The following is an 18,036-nucleotide window of genomic DNA, read 5'->3' on the forward strand; positions in this document are numbered from 1 at the left end:
CTTTGTCTTAAGTTTTCGTCTTTCGCCGGGTCCGCGCGGCGCCTACACTCCCGCCCCCGGCCTGTTCTGGGCCGGTCCGTGACCGCTGGATGGGGTGAGCGTCTCCGGCATGTCTGAAGCGCAGAAATTCATCGATCTCCGAAACCCGCGGCGCATCTGGGCCGTCGGCTCGATCCACGCGCAGACGGACCATCTCCACGCCGTGCACGAGGTGATCGCGGCGCGCTTCCTGCCCGGCGACCGGCTCGTCTATCTCGGCAACATGGTCGGCTGGGGCGAACGGGTTCTGGAGACGGTGGACGCGTTGCTGGCCTTCCGCACTTGGCTGCTGAGCTGGCGGGGCATGGAGGCCGGCGACATCGTCTATCTGCGCGGCGCGCAGGAGGAGATGTGGCACAAGCTGCTCCAGCTCCAGTTCGCGCCCGATCCGCAGCAGGTTCTCGACTGGATGACCCGCCACGGGGCGGGGGCCACGCTGGCCGCCTATGGCGGCACGGTGGAGCAGGGCATGGCGGCCGCCCGCGGCGGCACCATGACGCTCGGCCGCTGGACCCAGGGGTTGCGTCAGGCGATGCACGCGCAGCCCGGTCACGAAAATGTGTTCAACACCCTGCGCCGTGCCGCCTACTGCACCGGCCCGGAGCCTGGGGAGGGCGGCGTGCTGCTGGTCAGCGCCGGTGTGGACACCCGCCGCCCGCTGAACCACCAGGGCGACGCCTTCTGGTGGGGGGCTCCCGGTTTCGCCCAGATGTCAGAGCCTTATGGTGGTTTCGCCCGCGTCGTGCGGGGCTACGACCCGGCCCGCAAGGGTGTGGCCGTGACCGACCGCGTGGCGACCCTGGACGGCAATTGCGGGTTGGGTGGGCACCTCGTTTGTGGATGCCTGTCGCCTTCGGGTGAGATCCTGGACCTGTTCCAGGTCTGACCCATCTCCCTTTTTCCTTAACCGTCTTACCCATCCCTTCGGCCTCCGCCACCGAATCCCTTCCGGTGCGGATGATCCGAAACGTCTTGTGCTGCGTATGACGTGCAACAGGGCGAGGGGAACGGCTGTTGTCCCAACCGTCGGCAATCCGAGGCGAACCGGCCCCGGTGAACCGACGGATCATTGGACCTGAGGGGGCCTGTCCCTTCGGACTCCGCAGCACAGGGCACGAGCAGCCTGAAACGCGGCCGCCCAGACGGGAAGGAAGGGACGTATGGCTTACATCGACGATCCCGAGACTCAGCGCGCGAACCTGAGTTTCATCAAGGCCTCCATGCGTGAGCCTCTGCTGACGCGCGACCACGAATTCGATCTGGCCCGCAAATGGCGCGAGGGCGGCGACGAACGGGCCCTTCACGAGCTGGTCCGCGCCTACACCCGGCTGGTGGTGGCGACCGCCGCGCGGTTCCGCAATTACGGCCTGCCGATGGGCGACCTGGTGCAGGAGGGCAATGTCGGGCTGATGCAGGCGGCCAGCCGGTTCGAGCCGGACCGCGAGGTTCGTTTCTCGACCTACGCGGCCTGGTGGATCCGCTCGGCGATGCAGGACTACATCCTGCGCAACTGGTCCATCGTCCGCACCGGCACCACCGCCGCGCAGAAGTCGCTGTTCTTCAACCTGCGCCGCCTGCGTGCCCGCATCGAGAGCCTCAGCCAGGGCGGCACCGGTTCCGGCAACGGCCTGACCAAGGAGGGGCGGGAGTGGATCGCCGGCGAACTCCAGGTCGACGTGACCGAGGTGGAGGCGATGGAGATGCGCCTGTCCGCGTCCGACCAGTCGCTGAACTCCCCGGTCGCCGACGGCTCCGACGAGGATTGGCAGGACTTCCTGGCCGACCAGCGCCCTTCGCCGGAGGAGGTGGTGATCGGCATGCGCGACAGCCGCACCCGCTCGCAGTGGCTGGCCGAGGCGCTGGGCGAACTCAGCCCGCGCGAACGCACCATCATCCAGGAGCGCCGCCTGCGCGAGGAGGGCGCCACCCTGGAGGAGCTGGGCCGCGAGCTGGGGGTGAGCAAGGAGCGCGTGCGGCAGCTTGAACATCGCGCGCTTTTGAAGCTGCGCCAGTCGATGCTGAAGCGGGTGGAGGGGTTCGGGGATCTGCTGGCGGACGCGTAGCAGACCGCTTGCCCCCACCCTGGCCCTCCCCCGCTGTCGCAGGGGAGGGTTAGGGAGGGGGCAGGTTGCGGTGGGGCAAAGCCGCTCTACGCCTTCTCCTCCTCCCGAACCGCCCCCGCACCATCTCCCCCGCCATCGCCATCCAGAGTCACCCGCCACACCTCGGTCGTGCCGGTGCGTCCGCGGAGCGTGCGGTCGCCGACGCAGTCCAGCGGGGCGGCGCCGTCGCCCTGGAAGGCGGTGGCGGCGCTGGACAGGACGATGACCTCCTCGTCCCCCTGCAGGGCGGAGGCCAGCTCCTCGATGCGGGCGGCGACGTTCACGGTGTCGCCGACGATCGTGTAGTTGATCCGGCTCACCGAGCCGATGTTGCCGACCACCACCGGCCCGGAATGCAGGCCGATGCGCACGCGGATCGGCGGCAGCCCCTCCGCCGCGCGGCGACGGTTGCCCGCGCGCACGGCGCGGGTGATGGCGTGGGCGGCGCGCAGCGCGCGGGCGGCGTGGTCCGGCTGCTCCTCCGGCGCGCCCCAGAAAGCCATGATGGCGTCGCCGATGAACTTGTCCACCGTGCCGCCCTCCGCCTCGATGCAGTTGGCGAGCAGGGTGAAATGCTCGTTCAGCAGGGCGGCGGTGTCGGCGGCGCCCATATGCTCGGCCATGCGGGAGAAGCCGCGGATGTCGGTGAACATCACCGTCACCTCCCGCTCCTCCGACTGGAAACTGGTCAGGCCGCCGCGGCGGTGCATCAGCCGCAGCACCAGAGCCTTCGGCACATAGGTCTCGAACCAGCGCAGGCCGGCGACCATGGCGTTGAAGGCGCTGTTGGCGCGGGCCAGCTCGCGCAGGCGCGAATCGGGCAGTTCGGCGATCTCGCGGAACTCGAAGGTCCGGACGCGGTCGGCGGCCTCGGCCAGGTGGGCCACCTGGGTGCTGATGCGCCGCCCGACGATCAGCGCCACCGCCACCGAGATCAGCAGGATGCCCAGCCCGGCGAGGCCGGTGGTGTAGAGGCGGCGGACCTCCGCGCTGGCCTCGTTGGCGCGGAAGCTGATGCCGATGATCCAGTCCTGCTGGCCGTAGCCGGCCATGCTGCGCATCAGGAACAGGTAATCCTCGTCCAGCACGTTGACGATCCGGCCCTCCACCCGCTTCTTCAAGGCGTCCACCGGCTGGCCGGTCTGCCAGAGCGCCGCCAGCGCCGGGTCGGCCACCTGATCGATGCGCGGCAGGGGCGGGCCGTCGGTCTTGGTGGAGAAGTCGAACTTCATGCCAGCCAGCGACGGGTGGGCCAGCACATGCTGCCGGTCGAACAGGACGAAGGCGTTCAGCCCCTGCTCCACATAAAGCGTGGACAGGAAGCGCGACAGGTCGCCCAGCGACACGCCGACGACCACCTGCCCCAGATAGACGCCGTTGCGCCGCACCGGCTGGAACAGGGTGACGAAGCTGGTCCCCGCCTCCTTCGACCACAGCGGGTCGGCCCAGACGGCGGTGGTGCGGTCGGCGCCGTTGCGCAGCTCCGGCCCCAGTTCCGGCTCGTGGCGCAGATCCTCCCGCCCGATGTGGAGCTGGTTGCCCAAGCGGTCGGCGCGCAGGCCGGTGCGGTTGGGATGGAAGAAGGCGATGCCCGTGACGTCCGGCGCCCCGGCCAGCGCGCCGCGCAGCGTGTCCTGGAGCGAGCGGGAATCGGCGGGGTCCAGCTCCCCCCGCTCCATCAGTCCGGCCACGAAACGGGCCATGTCCCGCGCGGGGTTGAGCTGGTTGCGGATGCGCACCTCCACCCCCGACAGGGCGAGGTCGGCGCGGTCGTTCAGCAGCGTGAAGGTGTTCCGGCTGGCGCTGACGAGGCCGAGCACCAGAACGCTGGCCACCGCCAGCAGCATCAGCGACCCGAAGCCCGCCACCAGCACCGCCGCGATGGGCAGGCGCAGGCGCGGGCGGCCCAGCGCGGGCGGACGCGTCCGGCGCGCACCACCCTTTTTGCGCACGGCCTCCTTCAGCCCGGAGACGCGCAAGCCGGTTCGCAGAAAACGCCGTTTGGTGGGGTGGTCAGCCATGGCGAGAAGCCTACAGGACGCACGCGGCCATCGGCAATCGGCCATCGCGCCGCGTCCTGTAACGGTCACCCCGCCTTCAACCCGGCGTTTGTCAGCCGGTGATGATCTTCACGTGGCGTCCGGGCTCGATCGGCGTGCCCGGCGGCAGATCGTTGATGATCCGGAACAACTCCTCCGCGTAGGGCTCCCGCGGCATCTGGCGGACGAAGCCCTCCACGCTGTCGCCGGGGCGGGCGGTCAGCACACGGATTCGCCGGGGCTGGTAGGACGCGGCTTCCTGCCGGGTCAGCCGGCGGAAGCTGCCGGCGGTCTGGCGGAAGTCCGCGTCGAAGCGGGACAGCGCGCCGCCGGGGGCCAGGAAGGTGAAGCGGTAGAGGGTGCCGGAGTCGGCGCGGATGGCGACCAGCCGCACGTCCACCGCCCCGGCGTCGGTCTTGCCCTGGGTCAGTGCGGTGGCCGCCGGCATGCCGTTGACGGTGAAGGATTGCAGCCCCTGCAACGGCGCCCCCTGCGCCCAGGTGCCGGTCAGATAGGCGGCGGGATCGCGCCCGCCCGGCGCCTTGCCGCCGTCGAACACGATGGCGCCGCCGTTGGGACCCTTGGCGATCACCTGCTGCGCCCCATTGAGCAGGCTGTAGCCCTGCGGCACGTCGAAGGCGATGCCCAGCTGCGGGTGGGCGAAGGTCCGGCCGCGGACGAAGCCGTTCTCCGGGCTGTCGCCGTAGATCACCCCGTCCATCGCCGCCATGTAGGGATCGACGGGCCGCGCCCCGCGGGGCAGCTCGCGGGCGATGGCCGCCGCCTCGTCGACGCGCGACGCGGTCTGCGGGTGGGTGGCGAAGAAGTCGAAGCCGCCCTCGGCCGCGCCCTTGCCGGAACGCAAGCCGGAATATTGGGTGTCGCGGCGCATGGTCTCCAGGAAGGTCGCCATGGCGAAGGGGTCGTAGCCGGCGCGGTGCAAATACTCGATGCCCAGCCGGTCGGCCTCCGTCTCCTGGCCGCGGGAGTAGCGGGCGAGCAGGGCGGTGCCGCCGATGTTGGCGATCTGCGCCAGCTCCGGGCTGCCCAGCACGAGGCCGATACCGGCGGCGAGCAGACCGGCGATGGTCTGGTTGGTCTGACGCTCCTGGCCATGGTGGGCGATGACGTGGCCGATCTCGTGCCCCAGCACGCTCGCCACCTCGGCCTCGTCCTTGGCGAGCGCCAGCAGGCCGCGGGTGATGTAGACGTAGCCGCCGGGCAGGGCGAAGGCGTTCACCACGTCGCTGTCCAGAACGGTGAAGGTCCAGGGGCCGGAACGGTCGGTCTGGGCGGCCAGCCGGTTGCCGATGCCGGTGATGTAGGCCTGCAGCCGCTGGTCGGGATAGGCCCCGCCATACTGGGCGAGGATCTTGGGATGCTCCTGCGCGCCGATGGACTCCTCGCTGCCGCCGAGCAGCTGGGCGCTGGCCGGGGCGCAGGCCGAGGTGAGCAGCAGGACGGCCAGCCCCGCGGCGGCGATCCGGCGCAGCGGAGACAGGGAAGACGGCTTGCGTTCGGTCGTCGGTTCGGGCGTCATGAGTCGTCATATCGGAAAGGGGCTCGCAGAGATCAAACTCCCCGCCCGGCCCGCCTGTTCCACGGCTTCCCACCTTCCCCCGCCATGCCGCGCCGCATTCCTTCGCTGATGCTGTCCGCCCTGCTGCTGCTGGCGAATACCGCCGGGCCGCCGGAACTGCGCGTCGCCGCGGTGACCGACGGCGCCACGCTGCTGCTGGAGGACGGCCGCAGCCTGCGTCTGGCCGGCATCGAGCCCGCAGCACCGCCCATGGGGGCGGAGCCGGGCCAGAGCTGGCCGCTGGCCGAGGCGGCGGCGAGGGCGCTGGCGGAGCTGGCCCTCGGGCAGCGCCTGACGGTGCGGGGGGAGGCGCGGACCGACCGGCACGGGCGCCTGCTGGCCCAGGTGGTGCGCGGCGACGGGCTGTGGCTCCAGGGCGAACTGCTGGCGCGCGGCCTTGCCCGCGTGCACACCCGGCCCGACGCCCGCGCCCTGGCCCGCGAAATGCTGGCGGCGGAGGCCGGCGCGCGGGCGGCCGAGCGCGGCATCTGGCGGACCCGCGCCTACGCCGTGCGTGCCGCCGACCCGGACGCGCTGCGCCGGGACCGCGACAGCTTCCAGATCGTCGAGGGGCGGGTGCTGCGGGTGAGCAAGGCGGGCGGCGACGCCTATCTGGACTTCGGCGAGGATTGGAAGACCGACGTCACCGTGCACATCGGGCGCGCCGCGTTGCGCGAGTTCGTCGCCGCCGGCATCGACCCGCTGTCCTACGAGGGCCGAGTCGTCCGCGTGCGCGGCTGGGTGGGCTTGCGCGCCGGCCCGCTGATCGAGGCGACCCATCCCGAGCAGATCGAGCGTCTGGACGGCCATGGCCCACCCGTCCGCGCCGCACAGCATGATTCAGCCCCGCCGCCGGATGTCGCCGATGACGAGGATGAGGAGTGAGCCAGTGGCGGAGGCCGGACCGGCGCCCTACACTCGCTGCGGACCGGCACCGGGAATGATTGGGCCGGATTCCTTGGATCGGCTACTCTGTGGGCCGGACGATCCGGCCCGGACTGACAGGACCCCTTCATGCCCCGCAGCGAGCTTTTCCCGCCCATCGACCCCTACCAGACCGGCTTCCTGCCCGTGGACGAGATCCACACCCTCTATTGGGAGCAGTCGGGCAACCCGCGTGGCGTGCCGGTGCTGTTCCTGCACGGGGGACCGGGGGCGGGCGCCTCGCCGACGCACCGGCGTTTCTTCGATCCCGGCCATTACCGCATCGTCGTGATGGACCAGCGCGGGGCGGGCCGCTCCACCCCGCTGGGCGAGGTGCGGCGCAACACGACCGAGCTGCTGGTGGAGGACGCCGAACGGCTGCGCCGCCATCTGGGGATCGAGCGCTGGCTGCTGTTCGGCGGAAGCTGGGGATCGACGCTGGCGCTGGCCTACGGGCAGACCCATCCGGAACGCTGCCTGGGGCTGATCCTGCGCGGCATCTTCCTGATGCGGAAGGCGGAGGTCGACTGGTTTCTCTACTCCATGCGCACGATCTTCCCGGAGGCCTGGGCCACCTTCGCCGGCCACATCCCGCCGGAGGAGCGCGGCGACCTGCTGGAGGCCTATTGGCGGCGGCTCAACGCGCCGGATGCGGCGACCCGCATGGCGGCGGCGCGGGTGTGGAGCATGTATGAGGGCTCCTGCTCCTCGCTGCTGCCCTCGCCGGAACTGATCGCGACGAGCGCGGAGGACACCCACGCGCTGGGCCTCGCCCGCATCGAGGCGCACTACTTCCGCTCCAACCGCTTCACCCCGGAGGACAGGCTGCTGCGCGACGTGCACCGCATCCGGCATCTGCCGGGGGCGATCGTCCAGGGCCGCTACGACATCGTCTGCCCCATCGCCAGCGCCGACGAGTTGCGCCGGGCCTGGCCGGAAGCCGATTACCGCGTGGTGCCCGACGCCGGCCATTCCGCCATGGAACCGGGCATCCGCGCCGCCCTGGTCCAGGCGACGGAACGGTTCAAGGAGTACCGGTAACGAAGGGGCGCGCCGGACCCCTCATACCTCTCCCGCGTTCGCTCCCCCTTGCGTTGCGGCGTGGCCGCGCGTATAACCCTGCGCTCCAACGGGCGGCGAGGCCGGGTCCGAGACCCAGGGCATGCCCAACCGTCAGTCGGGAACATCCAACGCAAGGATTGAAAATGCCCAAGCTGAAGACGAAGAGCGGCGCCAAGAAGCGCTTCAAGGTGACCGCGTCCGGTAAGGTGCGCGCCCAGGCGGCCTTCAAGCGCCACTGCCTGGAGCAGAAGAGCCCGAAGATGAAGCGCAACGCGCGCGGCATGATGACCCTGGCCGAGCCGGACCAGAAGATCGTGCTGAAGAACTGGCTGCGCAACGCTTGATATCGTAAGGGAATCTGAACCATGGCTCGTGTTAAGCGCGGCGTCACCACGCACGCCCGTCACCGCAAGATCCTGAAGCTCGCCAAGGGCTACCGGGGCCGCAACTCCAAGAACTTCCGCATCGCGATCGAGAAGGTCGAAAAGGCCCTTCAATACGCGTATCGCGACCGCCGCAACAAGAAGCGCGATTTCCGCGGCCTGTGGATCCAGCGCATCAACGCCGGTGTGCGCCAGTACGGCCTGACCTACTCGCGCTTCATCAACGGCATCAAGCTGGCCGGCATCGAGATCGACCGCAAGGTCCTGTCGGATCTGGCCGCCCGTGAGCCGGAGGCCTTCAAGGCCATCGTCGATCAGGCCCAGGCCGCTCTCGCCTCCAAGGCCGCCGCCTAAAGGGTTCGCCGCGAAAGCGGAAACCCCGGTCCGGCGCCGGACACGAAAGAAGGGAGCCGTGCCTCTGGGCCGGCTCCCTTTTTCTTTACGCTCGCACTTCCTTATGGCTCGCGGGAAATGACATGCTCGATGCGCTGAAAGACGAACTCCTGTCGCAGGTCAACGCCGCTGGCGACCTCGCGGCCCTCGAAGAGGTGCGGGTCACCGCGCTCGGCAAGAAGGGGCGCATCACCGGCTTCATGAAGGAGCTGGGCGGCCTGTCGCCCGACGAACGGCGCGAGCGCGGCCAGCAGCTCAACGCGCTGAAGGACGAGATTGCCGCCGCCATCGACGGCCGCAAGGCCGACCTCGCCCGCGCCCATCTGGAGGCCCGCCTCCAGGCCGAGCGCATCGACGTCACCCTGCCGGTCCGTCCGGAGACCGAGGGGCGCATCCACCCGATCAGCCAGACCATCGACGAGATGGTGGCGATCTTCGCCGAGATGGGCTTCAGCGTCGCCGAGGGGCCGGACGTCGAGGACGACTTCCACAACTTCACCGCCCTGAACTTCCCGCCGGGCCACCCCGCCCGCGACATGCACGACACCTTCTATCTGCCGGATGCCGGCGACAAGAAGATGCTGCTGCGCACCCACACCAGCCCGGTGCAGGTCCGCACCATGCTGAACAAGAAGCCGCCGATCCGCATCATCGCGCCGGGCCGCACCTACCGGTCCGACTACGACATGACCCACACCCCGATGTTCCACCAGATCGAGGGGCTGGTCATCGACGAGGCGACCCACATGGGGCACCTCAAGGGCTGCCTGATCGAGTTCTGCCGCGCCTTCTTCGACGTGGACGACCTGCCGCTGCGCTTCCGCCCCAGCTTCTTCCCCTTCACCGAACCGTCGGCGGAGGTGGACATCGGCTGCTCCCGCAAGGGCGGCGAGCTGAAGCTCGGCAACTACGGCGACTGGCTGGAGATCCTGGGCTGCGGCATGGTGCACCCCAACGTGCTGGAGGCCTGCGGCATCGACAGCACCAAGTACCAGGGCTTCGCCTTCGGCATGGGGATCGAGCGCGTGGCGATGCTGAAATACGGCATCCCCGACCTGCGCACCTTCTTCGAAGCCGACCTCCGCTGGCTGAAGCATTACGGCTTCGTGCCGCTCGACGTTCCCAGCATGGCCCAGGGCCTGACGCGCTAAAGGAGCCGGACCCATGAAGTTCACGCTGTCCTGGCTGAAGGACCATCTGGAGACCGACGCCACGCTCGACCAGATCGTGGAGAAGCTGACCGCCCTCGGCCTGGAGGTCGAAGGGGTGGAGGACCGTTCGAAGGAGCTGAAGCCCTTCCGCGTCGCCCACGTCGTCTCCGCCGAGAAGCACCCGGACGCCGACAAGCTGCGCGTCCTGGTCGTCGACACCGGCACCGAGAAGCTCCAGGTCGTCTGCGGCGCGCCCAACGCGCGGGCCGGGCTGAAGGGCGTCTTCGCGCCGGAGGGGGCCTACATCCCCGGCTCCGACATCACGCTGAAGAAGGGCGTCATCCGCGGCGTCGAGTCGAACGGCATGATGTGCTCGGAGCGCGAGCTGAAGCTGTCGGAGGAGCACAACGGCATCATCGAGCTGCCGGAGGACGCGCCGGTCGGCGTCGCCTACGCCGACTATGCCGGCCTGGGCGATCCGGTCATCGACATCAGCCTGACGCCGGACCGTGCCGACTGCGCCGGGGTGCGCGGCATCGCCCGCGACCTCGCCGCCGCCGGTCTGGGCACGCTGAAGCCGCTGGCGGCGGAGCCGGTCAAGGGCGCCTTCGCCAGCCCGTTCGGCGTGACCATCGAGGCGCCGGACGCCTGCCCGATGTATGTCGGCCGCTATTTCCGCGGCGTGAAGAACGGCCCGTCGCCGAAGTGGCTGCACGACAAGCTGGTCGCCATCGGCCTGCGCCCGATCTCCGCGCTGGTCGACATCACCAACTTCATCACCTTCGACCTGTCGCGCCCGCTGCACGCCTTCGACGCCGACAAGGTCAAGGGCGGCATCGTCGTCCGCATGGCCCGCGAGGGCGAGACGCTGGCGGCGCTGAACGGCAAGGAATACGTGCTCGACCCGAGCATGACGGTCATCGCCGACCATGAGCGGGCCGAGGCGCTGGGCGGCATCATCGGCGGCGAGGCGTCGGGCTGCACCGAGACGACGGTCAACGTCTTCCTGGAGGCGGCGATCTTCGACACCGTGCGCACGGCGCAGACGGGCCGCAAGCTGGGCATCGAGTCGGACGCCCGCTACCGGCTGGAGCGCGGCGTCGATCCGGCGGCGGTGGTGCCGGGGATGGAGCGCGCCACCCGCCTGATCCTGGAGATCTGCGGCGGCGAGGCCTCCGACCTCGTGATCGCCGGCGAGGAGCCGCAGTGGCGCCGCACCCTGACCCTGCGTCCGGGCCGGGTCGCCGCGCTGGGCGGCGTCGAGGTGCCGCGCGACGAGCAGACCCGCATCCTGATCGACCTCGGCTGCGAGATCGTCGGCGAGGACGCCGACGGTGCTTTGCGCGTCGTTCCGCCCTCTTGGCGCGCCGACATCCACGGCGAGGCCGATCTGGTGGAGGAGGTGCTGCGCATCCACGGCTTCGACGCCATCCCGGCGACTCCGCTGCCGCGCGACAGCGTGCTGACCCGTCCGGCCCTGACCACCAAACAGCGCCGCGTCGGGCTGACCAAGCGCACGCTGGCCGTCCGCGGCCTGTCGGAAGCCGTCACCTGGTCCTTCATGGCCGGTCCGGTGGCGGAGCTGTTCGGCGGGGTTGGCGAGGGGCTGACGCTGGTCAACCCGATCAGCGCCGACCTGGACGTGATGCGCCCGTCGATCCTCGGCAACCTGATCCAGGCCGCCGGGCGCAACGCCGACCGCGGTTACGCCGACGCCGGTCTGTTCGAGGTCGGCCCGGCCTTCCGCAAGCCGTCGCCGGACGGGCAGGACATCGTGGCCGCCGGCATCCGCGCCGGCAACGCGGTGCCGCGCCACTGGGCGGAGAAGGCCCGCGGCGTCGATGCCTATGACGCCAAGGCCGACGCGCTGGCCGTGCTGGAAGCCGCCGGGGCGCCGGTGACCAACCTGCAGGTCACCACCGACGCGCCGGGCTGGTACCATCCCGGCCGCTCGGGCGTGCTGCGCCTCGGCCCGACGGTGATGGCCCGCTTCGGCGAGATCCACCCGACCGTGCTCGGCACGCTGGGCGTCAAGGGGCCGGTGGTCGGCTTCGAGGTCTTCCTCGACGCCATCCCGCTGCCCAAGAAGAAGGGCGGCACGGCGCGTCCGCTGGTCCAGCTCTCGCCCTTCCAGCCGCTGGAGCGCGACTTCGCTTTCGTCGTCGGCAAGGATGTCGAGGCCGACAAGCTGATCCGCGCCGCCAAGGGCGCCGACAAGGCGCTGGTCAAGGACGTGACGGTCTTCGACGTCTATCAGGGCGCGAACCTGGAGGAGGGCAAGAAGTCCGTCGCCCTCTCCGTCACGCTCCAGCCGACCGAGCGGACCCTGACCGAGCCGGAGATCGAGGCCATCGGCCAGAAGATCGTCGCCGCGGTCGCCAAGGCCACGGGCGGCAGCCTGCGCAGCTGACGCCGGCGCATCCAAAGGCTGCGGACCCGGAAAAGGGTTCAATTTCGTAAGACAAAGTTCGGGCCTCCGCCGCAAGGCGGGGGCCCGTTGTTTTTCTATATCCGGATGGAACGGCTCCCGATACGGACAGTTCAAAGGATTGTTCCGGAGTCGACACGTCTGGATTGGCAGAGGACGGTGTGGTCCAATGTTTGGGCCGCGTTTCGGTGCAGCATCCGGACGCGCCGCATATGCGCTTTTTCAGAGTTGAATGGAGTTGGTCCATCAGATAAAGCGAATGAACATAAGTTTGCAAATCATGCGTCCGTATTGTCCCGATGCTACACAGCGCGGGCTATAAATTTCAGAAATGGAATGTTTTCTTTCCACGATACATGACAGCATTCTAAAAAATTTGTCGGGCTGATATTTCGATTTTTTTAATATTTTTTCGTTCTTTTTTGAGTTGGTCATGTTGGAAACGGCGCGGGGTGCCCTGGCTCCGCCGCCCTCAGCTCTGGTGAAAAATCCAATGGTGAGCTTAACGAACGACAACGCCAAAACCGCTTCCGTCCTCGCCATGACCGGGGATACCGGCAATGGTCCGGTGGGAAGCGGCGGCGCGTTCCGCCGCGAAGACGGCGATGGAGGAGCCCCGGACGAGGCAAGCCGGCTCGTCATCGTGGTGGACGATGACCGGTCGATCGTGGAAGGTCTGGCGCTGCTTCTGGAGGCCTGGGGGTATGACGTGCTGACCGCCCTGTCGCTGAACGAGTTGGCGCAGCGGTTGCCGCAGGCGACGGGCCGTCCGGGGCTGGTCCTGGCCGATCATTTCCTGCCGGCCGGCGGCACGGGCGCCCAGGCGGTGGAGATGGTGCGCGCCCATGTCGGCGCCCCGGTGCCCGCCCTGATCCTGACCGGCGACACGATGCCGGAACGTCAGGCCGAAGCCGCTGCCCTGGGCTGCCGGCTGTTGCACAAGCCGGTGCAGATCGGTCCGCTGAAGGACATGGTGGACACGCTGATGAGCGGCGCCGGCTGACGACGCCCACCGGGATGGAGCGCCGGCGTCACTCCCGGCGCAGGCTGCCGGACACCGCCAGGAAGGCGTCGACCACCACCGGATCGAACCGGCTGCCGGACAGGCGCCGGATCTCCGCCACCGCCACGTCATGGTCCAGCGCCTTGCGGTAGGGGCGGTCGCGGGTCATGGCGTCGAAGCTGTCGGCCACCGCGACGATGCGGGCGCTCAGCGGGATGGCGTCGCCGCGCAGGCGGTCGGGATAGCCGGTGCCGTCCCAATTCTCATGATGCGACCGGGCGATCTCCGCCCCCAGATGCAGATGGGTCCGTCCGTCGGAGCGCCGGCTGGCGCGGTCCAGCAGGTCCCAGCCCATGGTGGTGTGGGCCTGCATGACGGCCCGCTCCTCCGGGGTCAGCGGCCCGGTCTTGCCGAGAATGGCGGGGTCCAGCGTGGCGTTGCCGACGTCGTGGAGGATGGCGGCCAGACCGACCGACTCCAGGAACACCGTGTCGAGAATGGCGGGATGGCGCCCCTCCTCGGCCAGCCGGCGGGCGATGCGGTCGGTCACCAGGGCGATGCGCGGGCCGATTTCGGCGTCCGCGCTTGGATGACCGGCGCGTTCCGCCAGATCGGCCATGGCGATGACCGTGTGCTCCTGGCTGCGCCGCAACTGTTCGTACAGATGCAGATTGTCGAAACCGACCGAGATCTTTCGGCAGAACACCTCGATCAGGTTGCGGTCGAGGTCCGACAGGGGCCGGTCGGAACTCAGATAGACCACGTTCTCGCGGTCGTTCGGCGTGCGGATGTAGAGCGTGCAATGGTCGGCGGCGTAGCGGTTGCCGCGCGACTCCAGGCAGCGCTTCACCTCCGCGAGAACGGCGGGCTCCACATGGTTGGCCGCCGGCTCGTCGATCAGCGTCTCGAACCGGCCGGAACCGGCCAGGACATACAGCCCATCCGCCGCGCCGCTGATGACCGGTCCGCGCTGCACGCACAAAATGGCGTCCGGCCCGACGCCGAGGATGCCGGACAGCTGCGTCAGCACGCCGGCGGCGAACAGCTTCATCGAGCGCGCCTGGAACAGCGACGACGACGCCTCGATGATCTTCTCCAGCCCGCGCCGGTTCATCTCGATCGCCATGATGTCCTCGTAGGAGCGCAGGGCGGCGACCGTGGTGGTGAACAGCTGCTGGGCGGTGAGCTGAGTCTTGGCCTTGTAGTCGTTGATGTCGTAGTCGAGGATCACCGCGCGCTCCGGCGCCTGGCCGGGCTGGCCGGTGCGCAGGATGATGCGGACGTGGCGGTTCTTCAGCTCCTCCCGGATGTGGTGGACGAGCTGCAACCCGGCGTCGTCGGTTTCCATCACCACGTCCAGCAGGATGATGGCGATGTCCTCCTCCCGCTCCAGGATCGTCCGTGCCTCCGCGGCGGAATAGGCGGAGATGAACTGGGCGGAGCGGCCCTTGTAGGCGAAATCGGCCAGGACGAGCTTGGTGATGGAGTGCACCTCCGGCTCGTCGTCCACGATCATCATCTTCCACCGGTTCCCGGTGGCCGGCGACCCGGTCTCGCCGTTGCCGTCGCCGTCCTGGTCGTCCAGAAAGAGGAACTCGTCGTCGGAGTCGGTCATGGGCAAAGCCTGGGGCGGAACGGGCGGGGAGCAAGAAAGATTAACACGGCACGGTCGCGCCCGCCTACCGCAACGATCGATGCATTTTCGACGAAAAATCCCAACAATTTACAAGGAACGCCGGGTTCCTTCCGCCTGATGGAAAGCGGCGCGGGGATCAGAAGGTTTCCAGCTCGATTACCCAGCAGTCCATGGAGCGCTGCGCCAGCGCGCCGCAGACATTGTCCACCTGCGTCCGGGTGAAGGGGCCGACGCCCATCTGGTAGGTGGTGCGGGCGCCGCGGAAGACCGGCCAGACCATCGGCGGCAGGTCGCGGTAGGCCGTCCCCGGGCCGTAGGTGAACTCCTGCCAGGCGCGCAGCCCCTCGGCGTGGCTGACATATTCGCCGAGCCGCGCGGCGAACAGCGCCCCCGGCTCGATCGGCGGCATGCCGGGCAGCGGGTAGGGGGCGACAACCCCGATCAGACCCTCCGCCGTGGCGACCGCGCGAGTCCGGCCGGGCATGCCCAGCGTCACCCGCCCGTTCGCGGAGTCGATCAGGCTGACCACATCGCCCTTGCGCAGGGTGAAGCTGCGCCGCTTCTTGTTGTCGAGGATCTCCGTCGCCTTGATGGCGTCCGCCGCGACGACATAGCCCTGGGCCGGCACCTGGGCGGCGATCTCCCACGCGCTGCGCGGCACCACGGCGGCGCTGCGGTGGATGACCGGCGGCTTGCCGGTCGAGGGGGGCGATCCGCCGGCGTTGGCCCCGCCAGCGGTAGCGCCCATGGCGGCGGTGATGGAGCGCGACACCATCAGCGCCGGGTCCAGCGAGTCGGAGGGGACGTAGCCGATGGGCTGGCCGCCGATGGCGACCTCCGTCCAGCTGGTGCCGCGGGGCGTGCCCAGCGCGTTCAGCGCCTTGCCGCGCGGCAGGGTCTGGATGATCCGGGCGTCGGCGTTGGGGCCGATGCGCACCTCGATGTCGCGGTTGAGGACCACCTCGCCGGTCAGCGGCGCGCCGATGGCGACGGGGCTCTGCGCCAGGGCGGCGTCCGGGGCGAACCACATCGTCGCCGCGGCCAGGATCAGCCGCAGCGCCAGGGCGCGGAAAGCGGTGGTGGAACGCGTGCGCACGGCGGTTGGCCCCCATGGAGGAGCGTCCATTTTGCATCGGTCCGGCCCGCCGGGGCAACCCGGCGCGTGCGCGCCGGGGCGGATGTCACGGAACGGACGTTTTGGAACGGCGGGGCCGCTCAGACCGCGCGATCCCCGCCCTGGCCCCCACCCTGCCCCCCGCCTACCAGATCGTGGATGGCCTCGGCCAGCAGGCGGACCGGCTTGGCGGCCATGCCGGGGGCGCGGTGCAGCGCGATGTCGATGTCCGGCAGGTCGGGGAAGCCGTCCGCCGCGGTCAGCCGGCGCAGGCTAGGCGGGACGGTGCACTCCTCCATGGCGGTGACGCCGAGCCCGCCCAGCACGGCACCGTGCACCGCCACCACGCTCTTGCTGATGAAGGCGACGCGCCAGCCGCGCCCGATGCCCTCCAACGCCGCCACGGCGAGGTCGCGCGCCACGCAGCCCTTGGGGAACAGGGCCAGCGGCAGCGGGTCTTCCCGCTCGATGGGGGTGGCGTCGGTGGAGCGCGGCGGGGCGACCCAGGCCACCGGTTCCCGCCGGACCAGCTCGCCGCTGCGGCTGTCGGGATGGCGGGTGACCAGAGCGAGGTCGTAGCGGCCCTTGTCGATCTCCGCCACCAGATCGGGGCTGTTGTCGCAGATCACCTCCACCGGCACGTCGGGGTAGGCGGCGGCGAAACGAGCGAGCACGCCGGGCAGCAGCATGGTGGCGTAATCGTCCGGCGTGCCGATGCGCACGCTGGCGATCGAGGCGGGCCGGCGCATCAGGGCCAGAACCTCGTCGTTCAGGGTCAGCATCCGCCGGGCGTAGGTCAGCAGAAGCTCGCCCTCCCGGGTGAGGTGGACGCTCTTGGTGTCGCGCTGGAAGACGCGGGTGCCCACGACCTCCTCCAGCCGACGGACCTGCTGGCTGACGGCGGCCTGGGTGCGCCCCAGCGTGTCGCCGGCACGGGTGAAGCTGCGCGCGTCGGCGACGGCGACGAAGGCGCGCAGAAGGTCGGTGTCGAGGTTGGCCGGCATGGTCACGCATTCAAGCAGAGGGGGCGCGCGGGTTCAACGCGCGGAAGGACCATCACGATCTGTGATGATCCTCATAAAGCCTATTCGTTTCCAAGATTTTTCCCGCGGGCGCAGGGTGCCCTCCGATCTTGGGAGGACGGAGCGATGGGCGTGTTCGACGCGATGAGGACGGTGGTGCTGGAGGCCGGACGGCTGGACCGCGAGGAGGAGCGCCGCCCGATGACGGTGACGGTGGCAGCACCGCCGCCCTGGCGCTTCCGGCTGCCGCGAATGCCGGCCATGCCGGTGCTGCTGCTGACGATCCTGGTGGTGTGAGCGCGGGTTCAGGTGGCGGGCGCGCCGTCGGCGGGCTTGTCCGCCGGGGCCTCGGCGGCCGGAGCAGGCGGGGTGAGGCGGATGGGCGCCGGCCCGCCGCTGTCGGGAGTCGAGGCCGCCGGAGCTTCCACAGGGGCCTCCGCGGGGGTCGGGGCGGGAAGCTCCTTCGCCTCGATCGCCTCGGCGGGCTTGGCGTCGTTTTGGGGGTCTCCCTTGGCCGCTTCCTTCACCGTGTCCTTCGCAGCGTCCACCGTGGTGGGGGCGGGCGTCGGGTCCGCGGAGTAGTCGGCGACGATGCGGGCTTGGCTGCCGGCGATGACCAGCACCTTCTGCCCGATCTCGATGGGCTTCTCTTCCCGCTGGGTGACCGACAGAAGCTCGCCGTCCGGCTTGCGGACGATGTACTCCCAGCCCGTGGTGTCGCCGGTCACATGCTCGATCGAGGTGCCGATCAGCCCGCCGATGGCGGTGCCGCCGACCGCGCCCAGCGCCGCATTGATGCCGAAGGTGCCGGACTGCGAGCCGAGCACGCCGCCCGCGGCCCCGCCGGTGACCGCGCCGACGGTGCCGTTGGTGCTGATCTTGACCTGACGGAACCCGATGACGACCGCACGCTCCACCTTGTTCGCCTGCTGCGTCGCGCTGGCGGCGTAGGTGTTCGGGGAGTAGTTCGGGGTGCAGCCTGCGAGGATGCCGGCGACCAGGGCCGCGGCGGGCAGGCCAAACATGACAGTGCGCGTCACGGGACATCATCCGTTTGGAAGCCTGATCGCGGTGATAGGCGATTCCGTGCGGGGAGTCATTCGACTTTTTGTGGGCTCTGGGCTGCTGGGCGGACAAAAAGAAAGCGGGCCTTCTCAGACC

Annotated in this window: 16 protein-coding genes; 10 read left to right on the forward strand and 6 right to left on the reverse strand. The window is 69.7% G+C overall.

The window, feature by feature from the left end:
* Positions 1–109: 109 nt before the first annotated feature.
* Together H0B54_RS00345 and H0B54_RS00350 are read left to right on the forward strand one after the other, a co-directional pair.
* A complete protein-coding gene (locus H0B54_RS00345; protein ID WP_094301520.1) occupies positions 110–925 on the forward strand; it encodes a hypothetical protein in 816 nt (271 codons plus the stop codon).
* Positions 926–1,199: 274 nt separating this feature from the next.
* A complete protein-coding gene (locus H0B54_RS00350; RefSeq protein ID WP_094301521.1) occupies positions 1,200–2,102 on the forward strand; it encodes an RNA polymerase factor sigma-32 in 903 nt (300 codons plus the stop codon).
* A gap of 86 nt (positions 2,103–2,188) precedes the next feature.
* Here the strand turns inward: H0B54_RS00350 and H0B54_RS00355 are convergent, their stop codons facing one another.
* Positions 2,189–4,162: an adenylate/guanylate cyclase domain-containing protein gene (locus tag H0B54_RS00355; RefSeq protein WP_188258808.1), complete on the reverse strand. Its 1,974-nt coding sequence runs from the start codon at positions 4,160–4,162 to the stop codon at positions 2,189–2,191.
* A 91-nt stretch (positions 4,163–4,253) separates the two neighbouring features.
* A complete protein-coding gene (locus H0B54_RS00360) occupies positions 4,254–5,720 on the reverse strand; it encodes a M48 family metalloprotease (protein WP_246472181.1) in 1,467 nt (488 codons plus the stop codon).
* A gap of 84 nt (positions 5,721–5,804) precedes the next feature.
* Here H0B54_RS00360 and H0B54_RS00365 point away from each other — a divergent pair, with 84 nt between their 5' ends.
* The 7 genes from H0B54_RS00365 to H0B54_RS00395 all read left to right on the forward strand — a co-directional run bounded on the left by H0B54_RS00365 (position 5,805) and on the right by H0B54_RS00395 (position 13,103).
* Complete coding sequence (locus tag H0B54_RS00365; protein WP_188258809.1) at positions 5,805–6,644, forward strand: thermonuclease family protein; 840 nt, start codon at positions 5,805–5,807, stop codon at positions 6,642–6,644.
* A 129-nt stretch (positions 6,645–6,773) separates the two neighbouring features.
* On the forward strand, positions 6,774–7,724 hold the full coding sequence (pip, locus tag H0B54_RS00370) for a prolyl aminopeptidase (protein ID WP_188258810.1): 951 nt from the start codon (positions 6,774–6,776) through the stop codon (positions 7,722–7,724).
* 164 nt (positions 7,725–7,888) lie between these two features.
* Positions 7,889–8,089 carry a 50S ribosomal protein L35 gene (gene rpmI, locus H0B54_RS00375; protein WP_094301526.1) on the forward strand — a complete coding sequence of 67 codons (201 nt, stop codon included), beginning with the start codon at positions 7,889–7,891 and terminating at the stop codon, positions 8,087–8,089.
* Positions 8,090–8,110: 21 nt separating this feature from the next.
* On the forward strand, positions 8,111–8,482 hold the full coding sequence (rplT, locus tag H0B54_RS00380) for a 50S ribosomal protein L20 (RefSeq protein WP_014238729.1): 372 nt from the start codon (positions 8,111–8,113) through the stop codon (positions 8,480–8,482).
* A gap of 122 nt (positions 8,483–8,604) precedes the next feature.
* Positions 8,605–9,672 (forward strand): phenylalanine--tRNA ligase subunit alpha, encoded by a 1,068-nt coding sequence (gene pheS / locus H0B54_RS00385; RefSeq protein ID WP_014238728.1) that lies wholly within the window; start codon positions 8,605–8,607, stop codon positions 9,670–9,672.
* Between the two features lie 13 nt (positions 9,673–9,685).
* Positions 9,686–12,082, forward strand: a complete 2,397-nt coding sequence (gene pheT, locus H0B54_RS00390; protein WP_188258811.1) for a phenylalanine--tRNA ligase subunit beta — start codon at positions 9,686–9,688, stop codon at positions 12,080–12,082.
* A gap of 511 nt (positions 12,083–12,593) precedes the next feature.
* Positions 12,594–13,103 (forward strand): response regulator, encoded by a 510-nt coding sequence (locus H0B54_RS00395; RefSeq protein WP_246472182.1) that lies wholly within the window; start codon positions 12,594–12,596, stop codon positions 13,101–13,103.
* Between the two features lie 28 nt (positions 13,104–13,131).
* On the opposite strand, the gene H0B54_RS00400 is transcribed toward H0B54_RS00395, so the two are convergent.
* The 3 genes from H0B54_RS00400 to H0B54_RS00410 all read right to left on the reverse strand — a co-directional run bounded on the left by H0B54_RS00400 (position 13,132) and on the right by H0B54_RS00410 (position 16,857).
* On the reverse strand, positions 13,132–14,718 hold the full coding sequence (locus H0B54_RS00400; protein WP_188258812.1) for a DUF3369 domain-containing protein: 1,587 nt from the start codon (positions 14,716–14,718) through the stop codon (positions 13,132–13,134).
* A gap of 157 nt (positions 14,719–14,875) precedes the next feature.
* Positions 14,876–15,835, reverse strand: coding sequence for an SH3 domain-containing protein (locus H0B54_RS00405; RefSeq protein ID WP_188258813.1), 960 nt, complete (start codon positions 15,833–15,835; stop codon positions 14,876–14,878).
* Positions 15,836–15,954: 119 nt separating this feature from the next.
* Positions 15,955–16,857: a LysR substrate-binding domain-containing protein gene (locus H0B54_RS00410; protein ID WP_188258814.1), complete on the reverse strand. Its 903-nt coding sequence runs from the start codon at positions 16,855–16,857 to the stop codon at positions 15,955–15,957.
* Positions 16,858–17,001: 144 nt separating this feature from the next.
* Here H0B54_RS00410 and H0B54_RS00415 point away from each other — a divergent pair, with 144 nt between their 5' ends.
* Positions 17,002–17,172, forward strand: a complete 171-nt coding sequence (locus tag H0B54_RS00415; RefSeq protein ID WP_188258815.1) for a hypothetical protein — start codon at positions 17,002–17,004, stop codon at positions 17,170–17,172.
* A gap of 8 nt (positions 17,173–17,180) precedes the next feature.
* On the opposite strand, the gene H0B54_RS00420 is transcribed toward H0B54_RS00415, so the two are convergent.
* Positions 17,181–17,915, reverse strand: coding sequence for an outer membrane lipoprotein (locus tag H0B54_RS00420; RefSeq protein ID WP_343068871.1), 735 nt, complete (start codon positions 17,913–17,915; stop codon positions 17,181–17,183).
* Positions 17,916–18,036: the final 121 nt, after the last annotated feature.

It is taken from the genome of Azospirillum tabaci (assembly GCF_014596085.1).
Taxonomy (GTDB): Bacteria; Pseudomonadota; Alphaproteobacteria; order Azospirillales; family Azospirillaceae; genus Azospirillum; species Azospirillum tabaci.

What these genes read in the sequence shown, in the direction of transcription:
- rpmI (WP_094301526.1), top strand. Translation starts at nt 7,889, where the DNA reads ATGCCCAAGCTGAAGACGAAGAGCGGCGCCAAGAAGCGCTTCAAGGTG.
- H0B54_RS00350 (WP_094301521.1), top strand. Translation starts at nt 1,200, where the DNA reads ATGGCTTACATCGACGATCCCGAGACTCAGCGCGCGAACCTGAGTTTC.
- H0B54_RS00345 (WP_094301520.1), top strand. Translation starts at nt 110, where the DNA reads ATGTCTGAAGCGCAGAAATTCATCGATCTCCGAAACCCGCGGCGCATC.
- pheT (WP_188258811.1), top strand. Translation starts at nt 9,686, where the DNA reads ATGAAGTTCACGCTGTCCTGGCTGAAGGACCATCTGGAGACCGACGCC.
- H0B54_RS00365 (WP_188258809.1), top strand. Translation starts at nt 5,805, where the DNA reads ATGCCGCGCCGCATTCCTTCGCTGATGCTGTCCGCCCTGCTGCTGCTG.
- H0B54_RS00355 (WP_188258808.1), bottom strand. Translation starts at nt 4,162, where the DNA reads ATGGCTGACCACCCCACCAAACGGCGTTTTCTGCGAACCGGCTTGCGC.
- H0B54_RS00410 (WP_188258814.1), bottom strand. Translation starts at nt 16,857, where the DNA reads ATGCCGGCCAACCTCGACACCGACCTTCTGCGCGCCTTCGTCGCCGTC.
- H0B54_RS00400 (WP_188258812.1), bottom strand. Translation starts at nt 14,718, where the DNA reads ATGACCGACTCCGACGACGAGTTCCTCTTTCTGGACGACCAGGACGGC.
- pheS (WP_014238728.1), top strand. Translation starts at nt 8,605, where the DNA reads ATGCTCGATGCGCTGAAAGACGAACTCCTGTCGCAGGTCAACGCCGCT.
- H0B54_RS00360 (WP_246472181.1), bottom strand. Translation starts at nt 5,720, where the DNA reads ATGACGCCCGAACCGACGACCGAACGCAAGCCGTCTTCCCTGTCTCCG.
- rplT (WP_014238729.1), top strand. Translation starts at nt 8,111, where the DNA reads ATGGCTCGTGTTAAGCGCGGCGTCACCACGCACGCCCGTCACCGCAAG.
- pip (WP_188258810.1), top strand. Translation starts at nt 6,774, where the DNA reads ATGCCCCGCAGCGAGCTTTTCCCGCCCATCGACCCCTACCAGACCGGC.
- H0B54_RS00395 (WP_246472182.1), top strand. Translation starts at nt 12,594, where the DNA reads ATGGTGAGCTTAACGAACGACAACGCCAAAACCGCTTCCGTCCTCGCC.
- H0B54_RS00415 (WP_188258815.1), top strand. Translation starts at nt 17,002, where the DNA reads ATGGGCGTGTTCGACGCGATGAGGACGGTGGTGCTGGAGGCCGGACGG.